This window comes from Streptomyces sp., from assembly GCF_031178505.1.
GTDB lineage: Bacteria > Actinomycetota > Actinomycetes > Streptomycetales > Streptomycetaceae > Streptomyces > Streptomyces gulbargensis.
Window position 1 is genome coordinate 1 of record NZ_JAPSIW010000287.1, and the last position, 7,922, is coordinate 7,922.

The window sequence follows — 7,922 nt, forward strand, 5'->3', positions numbered from 1 at the left end:
TCCACCACCCCGAGGGCCTGCTGTGGCGAGCCACCCGCCACGAGCTGTGGCACCCGGTCCGCACCCTCCCCAAGGCCCCGGCGGCCTGAAGCCCGCCACGGGCCGTGGCACCGGGCCCGCACCCTCCCGAAGGCCCCGGCGGCCCGGGGGATCCGGCCGGGCCTCAGGCCACGACCGGCTTGCCCGAGAGCCGCACGCCGGCCGCGCGCAGCTCCTCAAGGGCCCGGTCCGTCGTCTCGCGGGCCACGCCGGCCGTCAGGTCGAGCAGCACGTGGGTGACGAAACCCTCCCGGGCCGCGTCCAGGGCCGTGGCCCGCACGCAGTGGTCGGTGGCGATGCCCACCACGTCGACCTCCGAGACGTTCCGGGCGCGCAGCCAGTCGGCGAGCGTGTCCCCGTTCTCGTCCCGGCCCTCGAAGCCGCTGTAGGCGGCGTCGTACGCGCCCTTGTCGAAGACGGCCTGGATCGCGCCGCTCGCGACGGCCGGCGCGAAGTTCGGGTGGAAGCCGACGCCCTCCGTCCCGGCCACGCAGTGCACCGGCCAGGAGGTCACGTAGTCGGGCGCCTCGCCCGCCGGGGCGAAGTGCGCGCCCGGGTCGATGTGGTGGTCCCGGGTGGCCACGACGTGCTGGTACGCGGCGCCCGCCGCCTGGCCGACCAGGTCGGTGATGGCGGCGGCGACGTCCGCGCCCCCCGCGACCGCGAGGCTGCCGCCCTCGCAGAAGTCGTTCTGTACGTCCACAACGATCAGTGCGCGGTGCATGGCGGCTGTCCTTAGCGGGTCGGAGGGGGAGCGTTTCGAGCCTAGAGACTTCCCCCTCCGTTCGGGAGGGGGCGTTCCGCCCGGGCCGGCACGGCCGGTACGGACGGAACGGGAGCGGGCGCGGGTACGGCGGCAGGGGTACGGCCACGGGCGCCGGTGCGGCGGCGGCCCCCCGGACGCCGCCGTACCCCGCGTGCCGTCAGGTCACACGTATTCCGTCGGCAGCACCGGCTCGCCGCGCGAGAGCTGCATCGCGGACATCGGGAGCCCGGCGCGGGCCGCGATGTGCCGGGCGCGGGCCGCCTCCAGGGGCTCACGGGCCACCACGTCACCGCCCTTGACCAGCTCGACCAGGAGCTGCTCCTCGGCGAGCTCCGGCGGCACCGGGCCGGTGCCGACGACCTCCGCCTCGGCGATCCCGTCCGCGTCCCGCCGGCGCGCCGCCCACTTGCGGCCGCCGACCGAGGCCTTGCCGCCCAGGGACTTCTTCGCCACCGGCACCAGCGGCGCCTTCGGGTCGGCCGAACCGGCCCGGGCGACCAGCTTGTAGACCATGGAACCGGTCGGGTGGCCGCTGCCGGTGACCAGCTGGGTGCCGACCCCGTACGCGTCCACGGGAGCCGCCGCCAGGGAGGCGATGGCGTACTCGTCCAGGTCGGAGGTGACCACGATCTTGGTGTCCCGGGCGCCCAGCTCGTCCAGCTGTGCCCGCACCCGGTGGGCGACGAGCAGCAGGTCGCCGGAGTCGATGCGGACGGCCCCGAGCTCGGGCCCGGCCACCTCGACGGCGGTGCGGACGGCCTCGGTCACGTCGTAGGTGTCCACGAGGAGCGTGGTGCCCCGGCCCAGGGTGTCGACCTGGGCGCGGAAGGCGTCCCGCTCGCTGTCGTGGAGCAGGGTGAAGGCGTGGGCGGAGGTCCCGACGGTCGGGATGCCGTAGCGGAAGCCCGCGGCGAGGTCGGAGGTGGAGTCGAAGCCGCCGACGTAGGCGGCGCGGGCGGAGGCGACCGCGGCCAGCTCGTGGGTGCGGCGGGCGCCCATCTCGATGAGGCGCCGGCCGCCGGCCGCGGCCGACATGCGGGAGGCGGCGGCCGCGATGGCCGAGTCGTGGTTGAGGATGGAGAGGATCACCGTCTCCAGGAGCACGCACTCGGCGAAGGAACCCTCGACGCGCAGCACGGGCGAGCCGGGGAAGTACACCTCGCCCTCGGGGTAGCCCCAGATGTCGCCGGAGAAGCGGTAGCGGGAGAGCCACTCGAGGGTGGGCTCGTCCACGATGCCGCGCTCGCGCAGGAAGCCGAGCACGCCCGGGTCGAAGCGGAAGTTCTCGACGGCGTCCAGGACCCGGCCGACACCCGCGAGGACCCCGTAGCGGCGCCCCTCGGGCAGCCGGCGGGTGAAGACCTCGAAGACGGAGCGGCGGTCGGCGGTACCGGCCCTGAGGGCCGCCTGGAGCATCGTCAGCTCGTACTGGTCGGTGAAGAGGGCGGTCGACGGCACGTCCACCGGGAGCCCAAGGTCCGCAGCGTTCATGTCAGCGATGCTAGCGCAGAAATCGTCAGAGTGACGATTTCTGTTCCGGGCGCCGCCCCGTTTGTGCGACGGCCCCCCCGAGGTGGCAGCATGGGGTGAGTGAGCGTCGCGCCTGTCGAGATCGAACGTACGGAATCCGCCGAGGAGGTCTCCGCGGTCGTCGAACCCGACGTGCCCTGGGTGACCCTCGTGCACAACGATCCGGTCAACCTGATGAGCTATGTCACCTACGTCTTCCAGACGTACTTCGGCTACTCCAAGGACAAGGCGCACAAACTCATGCTCGACGTGCACCACAAGGGCCGCGCGGTGGTCTCCAGCGGCACCCGCGAGGAGATGGAACGGGACGTGCAGGCGATGCACGGTTACGGCCTGTGGGCGACCCTCTCGCAGGACCGCGGCTGATGGCCGGGCACTTCGAGGCGATCGCCGGCGGAGGCGCCGCCGTCGCGCTCGACGAGGTCGAGATCTCCATCCTCCGCTCCCTGGCGGTCCAGCTCCTGGAGCTGATCGGGCCGGGCGATGAGCCGGACGCGGACGCCGACCCGCTCGCCGCGCTGTTCGCCGAGGGCCCGAGCGAGCCCCCGTCCGACCCGGCGCTGCGGCGCCTCTTCCCCGACGCGTACGGGGACGACAGCGAGGAGCTCCGGGCCGCGGCCGCCGACTTCCGCCGTTACACCGAGAACGACCTGCGCGCCCGCAAGCGCGAGGACGCCCTCGTGGTCGTCCGGGCCATGGACGCGCTCTCCGCCGAGGCGCTGGGCGAGGGCGGGGCCGTCCTCAAGCTCACCCCCGACGAGTCGAGGGCCTGGCTCGGCACGCTCAACGACCTCCGGCTGACCATCGCGACCCGGCTGGAGATCACCGAGGACGAGGAGAGCGAGCGGCTGTACCGGCTGCCGGACTCCGACCCGCGCAAGCCGATGGTCATGGCGTACCTCTGGCTGGGAGCGCTCCAGGAGTCCCTCGTCGAGACCCTGATGTCCTGACCCGCCGGCCCCCGGGGGCGGTGTTCGCTCAGCGGACGCTCAAATCCGGATAACGAATACGTTACTCAACCGCCCCACCTTGCTCTATTGAGCCCCTTTTGTCCGCCTTTTTGTGTGGTTCGCGCCACACCGGCCCTCGTCGATCACGGTGAACGCCGTGATAAATCTTCACGACCACTCGGGCACGCCACCCCTGTTCCCGAGGGCGCTTGGACCGGCTGACCGCCGGTGGCACTCCATCCACATCCGGGGGGATCAGGACCTGATCCGCAGCAGACGCAGCCGAGGCTGCCGCGCGGATCAGCATGGAGAAAGGCGCACCACCATGACCTCAGTGCAGGTCGACAAGCAGCACGACGGCACCGACGGGGCCGTGGGCGGCGACGAGGGCTACCAGCGAGGCCTCGGCGCCCGGCAGATCCAGATGATCGCCATCGGCGGCGCCATCGGCACCGGCCTCTTCCTCGGCGCGGGCAAGGCCATCCACAAGGCCGGCCCGAGCCTCATCCTGGCCTACGCCATCGCGGGCCTGGTCATCTTCTTCATCATGCGCGCCCTGGGCGAGCTGCTGATGTACCGCCCGGTCTCCGGCTCCTTCTCGGAGTACGCCCGCGAGTTCGTCGGCCCCTTCGCCGGCTTCGTGACCGGATGGACGTACTGGCTGTTCTGGGTCGTCACCGGCATCACCGAGGTGACGGCGGCGGCCACCTACATGACGTACTGGTGGGACATCCCGCAGTGGATCTCCGCCCTCGTCTTCACCGTGATCCTCTACGGCGCCAACCTGATCTCCGTGAAGCTCTTCGGTGAGCTGGAGTTCTGGTTCTCCATGGTCAAGGTCACCGCCATCATCGGCATGATCCTGATCTGCGCCGGCATCCTCACCGTCGGCTTCTCCGACGCCGGCGACACCGCCACCGTCGCCCACCTGTGGAACCAGGGCGGCTTCTTCCCCAACGGTGTCGGCAGCACGCTGATGACCCTGCAGATCGTCATGTTCGCCTTCCTCGCCGTGGAGCTGGTCGGCGTCACCGCCGGCGAGTCCAAGGACCCGAAGACCGTCCTGCCCAAGGCCATCAACACCGTGCCGTGGCGCATCGCCGTCTTCTACGTCGGCGCCCTGATCATGATCCTGTCGGTCGTGCCGTGGACCGAGTTCCAGCCGGGCATCTCCCCGTTCGTCGCCGCCTTCGAGAAGATGGGCCTCGGCATCGGCGCCGCCATCGTCAACTTCGTCGTGCTGACGGCCGCCCTGTCCTCCTGCAACTCGGGCATGTACTCCACCGGCCGCATGCTGCGCGACCTGGCCCTCAACGGCCAGGGCCCGAAGGTCTTCACCCGCCTCACGAAGAACGGCACCCCGCTCCTCGGCCTGACCTTCTCCGCCGCCCTCATGCTCGTCGGCGTCTGGATCAACTACGTCGCCCCGGGCAAGGCCTTCGAGTACGTCGTCTCCTTCGCGACCATCTCCGGCATGTGGGCCTGGATCATGATCCTCGTCTGCCAGATCCGCTACCGGGCCAAGGCGAACCGCGGCGAACTCCCCGAGTCCACCTTCAAGGCCCCGGGAGCCCCGTACACCAGCTGGTTCGCGCTCCTCTTCATCGGCATGGTCATCGTGATGATGGGCATCGACGAGGGTGCCCGCACCGCGCTCTACTGCGCGCCGGTCTGGGGCCTGATCCTCGGCGTCTCCTACCTGGTCCTCCGGGCCCGCAACCCCGAGGGCGCCGCCTTCGCCAAGCGGTCCTGACCTGCGACGTCTCGCCATCCGGGCCGTCCCGTACCGAACTCCGGTACGGGACGGCCCGTCTGCTTATCCTGTCGTCATGCTGACCATCACCCGGGCCCTGTACGACCAGATCGTGGAACACGCGCGCCAGGACCACCCCGACGAGGCCTGCGGCGTCGTCGCCGGCCCGGCCGGCAGCGGCCGCCCCGAGCGCTTCATCCCGATGCTGAACGCGGCGCGGTCGCCCACCTTCTACGAGTTCGACTCCGCCGACCTGCTCAAGCTCTACCGCGAGATGGACGACCGGGACGAGGAGCCCGTGATCATCTACCACTCGCACACCGCGACCGAGGCCTACCCGTCCCGCACGGACATCTCGTACGCCAACGAGCCGCAGGCCCACTACGTCCTCGTCTCCACCGCCGACACCGACGGCGCGGGCCCCTTCCAGTTCCGCTCCTTCACCATCGTCGACGGCGTGGTCGAGGAGGAAGAGGTCGAGATCGTCGAGGCCTACGCGTAACCGGGCCGGCGCCGCCCGCCGGGCCCGGGCACCCCGGTCACCGCGGCCCGCGCGGAACGCGGCGGACCGGCCGGGTCGGCCCGCCGCCGTCCGGACACGCGCCGCGTACGCGGAGGGCGTCACCCCGACGTGCCGGGCGAACGCCCTCCGCAGGATCGCCCCCGAGCCCGCCGCGTGCCGCCGCCCCCGTCACACTCGCCCCGCCCCCGGAAGCAGCCGGGCCTCCTCCACCCGCACCCGCTCCGCGTACCCCGCCGGGGTCACCCCCGTCTGCTCGCGGAACAGCCGGGCGAGATGCCGCACCGACACCCCCGCCCGCCGGGCCGGGGCCGGCGCGCCGTGGTCCGCCGCCGGATCGGCCGCCCCCGGCGCCGCCGCCACGCACCGCTCCGCGTCCACCGCGCCCGGCACCACCGGCGTGTCACCGCCCGCACCTCCGCGGCGGTCAGATCCGCGCCGATCCGCAGCCCGCAGGAGGTCGGTGCGGTGACGGTGCGGCGGGCGAGGAGAAGGGGAGAGGGGCAAGGGGGCAGGTGGAGCGGGCGCCGTCCGCCAGCCGAACGGGATCTGTCCGCCAGGTGAGATCACATTCCGGAACCCGGACCGGGAATCGATACGATGACCCCATGGTTTCCCACGACGTGAGCGAAGAGAACCCGGGCACACCCCTGCTCGTGGCACGCCTGCACGTCGACCTGTGCCGTCTCGCCAGCGCGATGTGTACGACCCGCGCTGCGCTCCGATAGACCGGCCGAGCGCACCTCACCCCGTACGACCCCGCACGCGCGGGGCCCCACCCGCGCGCCACCACGCCACCACGCCCCTTCCGACAGGAGCCCACGCCATGGCCATCGAGGTCCGCATCCCGACCATCCTCCGCACCTACACCGACGGCGCCAAGGCCGTCGAGGGCAGCGGCGGTACCCTCGCCGAGCTCTTCGCCGACCTGGAGTCCCGCCACGCCGGGATCGAGGCCCGCATCGTCGACGGCGACAAGCTCCGCCGCTTCGTCAACGTCTACCTGAACGACGAGGACGTCCGCTTCCTCGACGGCATCGACACCAAGCTCACCGACGGCGACAACGTCACGATCCTGCCGGCCGTCGCCGGCGGCATGGTCTGATCCACATGCGCTACGACTCCCCGCTGGCGGCGGTCGGCAACACCCCGCTGGTCCGCCTCCCCCGGCTCTCGCCCTCGGACGACGTCCGCATCTGGGCGAAGCTGGAGGACCGCAACCCCACCGGCTCCATCAAGGACCGCCCCGCGCTCCACATGATCGAGCAGGCGGAGAAGGACGGCCGGCTCACCCCCGGCTGCACCATCCTGGAGCCGACCAGCGGCAACACCGGCATCTCGCTGGCCATGGCCGCCCGGCTCAAGGGCTACCGCATCGTCTGCGTCATGCCCGAGAACACCAGCGAGGAGCGGCGCCAGCTGCTCGCCATGTGGGGAGCCGAGATCATCTCGTCCCCGGCGGCGGGCGGATCGAACACGGCCGTACGGGTCGCCAAGGAGATCGCCGAGAAGAACCCCGACTGGGTGATGCTCTACCAGTACGGAAACTCCGGCAACGCGGGCGCCCACTACGCCACCACGGGCCCCGAGATCCTCGCCGACCTGCCGTCCATCACGCACTTCGTGGCCGGCCTCGGCACCACGGGCACGCTCATGGGCGTCGGCCGCTACCTGCGGGAGCACAAGCCGGACGTCACGATCGTCGCCGCCGAGCCGCGCTACGACGACCTCGTGTACGGCCTGCGCAACCTGGACGAGGGCTTCGTCCCGGAGCTGTACGACGCCTCGGTCCTGACCACCCGGTTCTCCGTGGGCTCCGCCGACGCGGTCACCCGCACCCGCGAACTCCTCCAGCTGGAGGGCATCTTCGCGGGCGTCTCCACCGGGGCGGCGCTCCACGCGGCGATCGGCATGGGCCGCAAGGCGGTCAAGGCGGGCGAGCGCGCGGACATCGTCTTCGTCGTCGCCGACGGCGGCTGGAAGTACCTCTCGACCGGCGTCTACACGGCCGCCACCACCGAAGAGGCCATCGAGACCCTGCAGGGCCAGCTCTGGGCCTGACGGTGACGAGGGGGGCCCGGCTCCCCGGAGGACCGGCGACCCCCCGGGGCCCGGGGCGCCCGACGCGCCCCGGGCCCCTGCCGTACCGTCTGCCGCCGTCCCGTTCCCCGGGCCCCTGCCGTCCCGTCTGCCGCCGTCCCGTTCCCCGGGCCCCTTGCTGTACCGTCTGCCGCCGCCCCGTTCCCCCGGGTCACCGCGCCAGATGGCGCACCTGGTCCCAGACCACCGGGTCCGCCGTTCCCGCTCTCCGGCGGAACTCCGCGAGCGGCACGTCCCGCAGCTCGTCCGTCTCCAGGAAGCTCG

10 protein-coding genes and 1 pseudogene are annotated in these 7,922 nt (G+C 72.0%); 7 read left to right on the top strand and 4 right to left on the bottom strand.

The window, feature by feature from the left end:
• Positions 1–163: 163 nt before the first annotated feature.
• Both RIF68_RS19375 and RIF68_RS19380 read right to left on the bottom strand, forming a co-directional pair.
• Entirely contained in the window at positions 164–763 is a 600-nt protein-coding gene (locus RIF68_RS19375; RefSeq protein ID WP_309052540.1) for an isochorismatase family protein, read from the bottom strand.
• Between the two features lie 204 nt (positions 764–967).
• Positions 968–2,296, bottom strand: a complete 1,329-nt coding sequence (locus RIF68_RS19380) for a nicotinate phosphoribosyltransferase (RefSeq protein ID WP_309052541.1) — start codon at positions 2,294–2,296, stop codon at positions 968–970.
• A 99-nt stretch (positions 2,297–2,395) separates the two neighbouring features.
• On the opposite strand from RIF68_RS19380, the gene clpS reads away from it, so the two are divergent.
• The 4 genes from clpS (at position 2,396) to RIF68_RS19400 (ending at position 5,540) form a co-directional block, all read left to right on the top strand.
• Positions 2,396–2,701, top strand: a complete 306-nt coding sequence (gene clpS / locus RIF68_RS19385) for an ATP-dependent Clp protease adapter ClpS (RefSeq protein ID WP_309052542.1) — start codon at positions 2,396–2,398, stop codon at positions 2,699–2,701.
• The gene (locus tag RIF68_RS19390) at positions 2,701–3,285 is read left to right on the top strand and encodes a DUF2017 domain-containing protein (RefSeq protein ID WP_309052543.1); all 585 of its coding nucleotides are present in this window, start codon (positions 2,701–2,703) and stop codon (positions 3,283–3,285) included. The genes clpS and RIF68_RS19390 overlap by 1 nt, the downstream gene beginning before the upstream one ends.
• 325 nt (positions 3,286–3,610) lie before the next feature.
• Positions 3,611–5,038, top strand: coding sequence for an amino acid permease (locus RIF68_RS19395; protein ID WP_309052544.1), 1,428 nt, complete (start codon positions 3,611–3,613; stop codon positions 5,036–5,038).
• 76 nt (positions 5,039–5,114) lie between these two features.
• On the top strand, positions 5,115–5,540 hold the full coding sequence (locus RIF68_RS19400; protein ID WP_309052545.1) for a M67 family metallopeptidase: 426 nt from the start codon (positions 5,115–5,117) through the stop codon (positions 5,538–5,540).
• A 189-nt stretch (positions 5,541–5,729) separates the two neighbouring features.
• On the opposite strand, the gene RIF68_RS19405 is transcribed toward RIF68_RS19400, so the two are convergent.
• Positions 5,730–5,951, bottom strand: coding sequence for a helix-turn-helix domain-containing protein (locus RIF68_RS19405; RefSeq protein WP_309052546.1), 222 nt, complete (start codon positions 5,949–5,951; stop codon positions 5,730–5,732).
• Positions 5,952–6,166: 215 nt separating this feature from the next.
• Here RIF68_RS19405 and RIF68_RS36515 point away from each other — a divergent pair, with 215 nt between their 5' ends.
• The 3 genes from RIF68_RS36515 to RIF68_RS19415 all read left to right on the top strand — a co-directional run bounded on the left by RIF68_RS36515 (position 6,167) and on the right by RIF68_RS19415 (position 7,619).
• Positions 6,167–6,286, top strand: a complete 120-nt coding sequence (locus RIF68_RS36515) for a putative leader peptide (RefSeq protein ID WP_345281811.1) — start codon at positions 6,167–6,169, stop codon at positions 6,284–6,286.
• A 98-nt stretch (positions 6,287–6,384) separates the two neighbouring features.
• Positions 6,385–6,663 carry a MoaD/ThiS family protein gene (locus RIF68_RS19410; protein WP_309052547.1) on the top strand — a complete coding sequence of 93 codons (279 nt, stop codon included), beginning with the start codon at positions 6,385–6,387 and terminating at the stop codon, positions 6,661–6,663.
• A gap of 5 nt (positions 6,664–6,668) precedes the next feature.
• The gene (locus RIF68_RS19415; protein WP_309052548.1) at positions 6,669–7,619 is read left to right on the top strand and encodes a cysteine synthase; all 951 of its coding nucleotides are present in this window, start codon (positions 6,669–6,671) and stop codon (positions 7,617–7,619) included.
• A 190-nt stretch (positions 7,620–7,809) separates the two neighbouring features.
• On the opposite strand, the pseudogene RIF68_RS19420 reads toward RIF68_RS19415, so the two are convergent.
• A pseudogene (locus tag RIF68_RS19420) lies at positions 7,810–7,922 on the bottom strand (type II toxin-antitoxin system PemK/MazF family toxin); the annotation flags it as partial.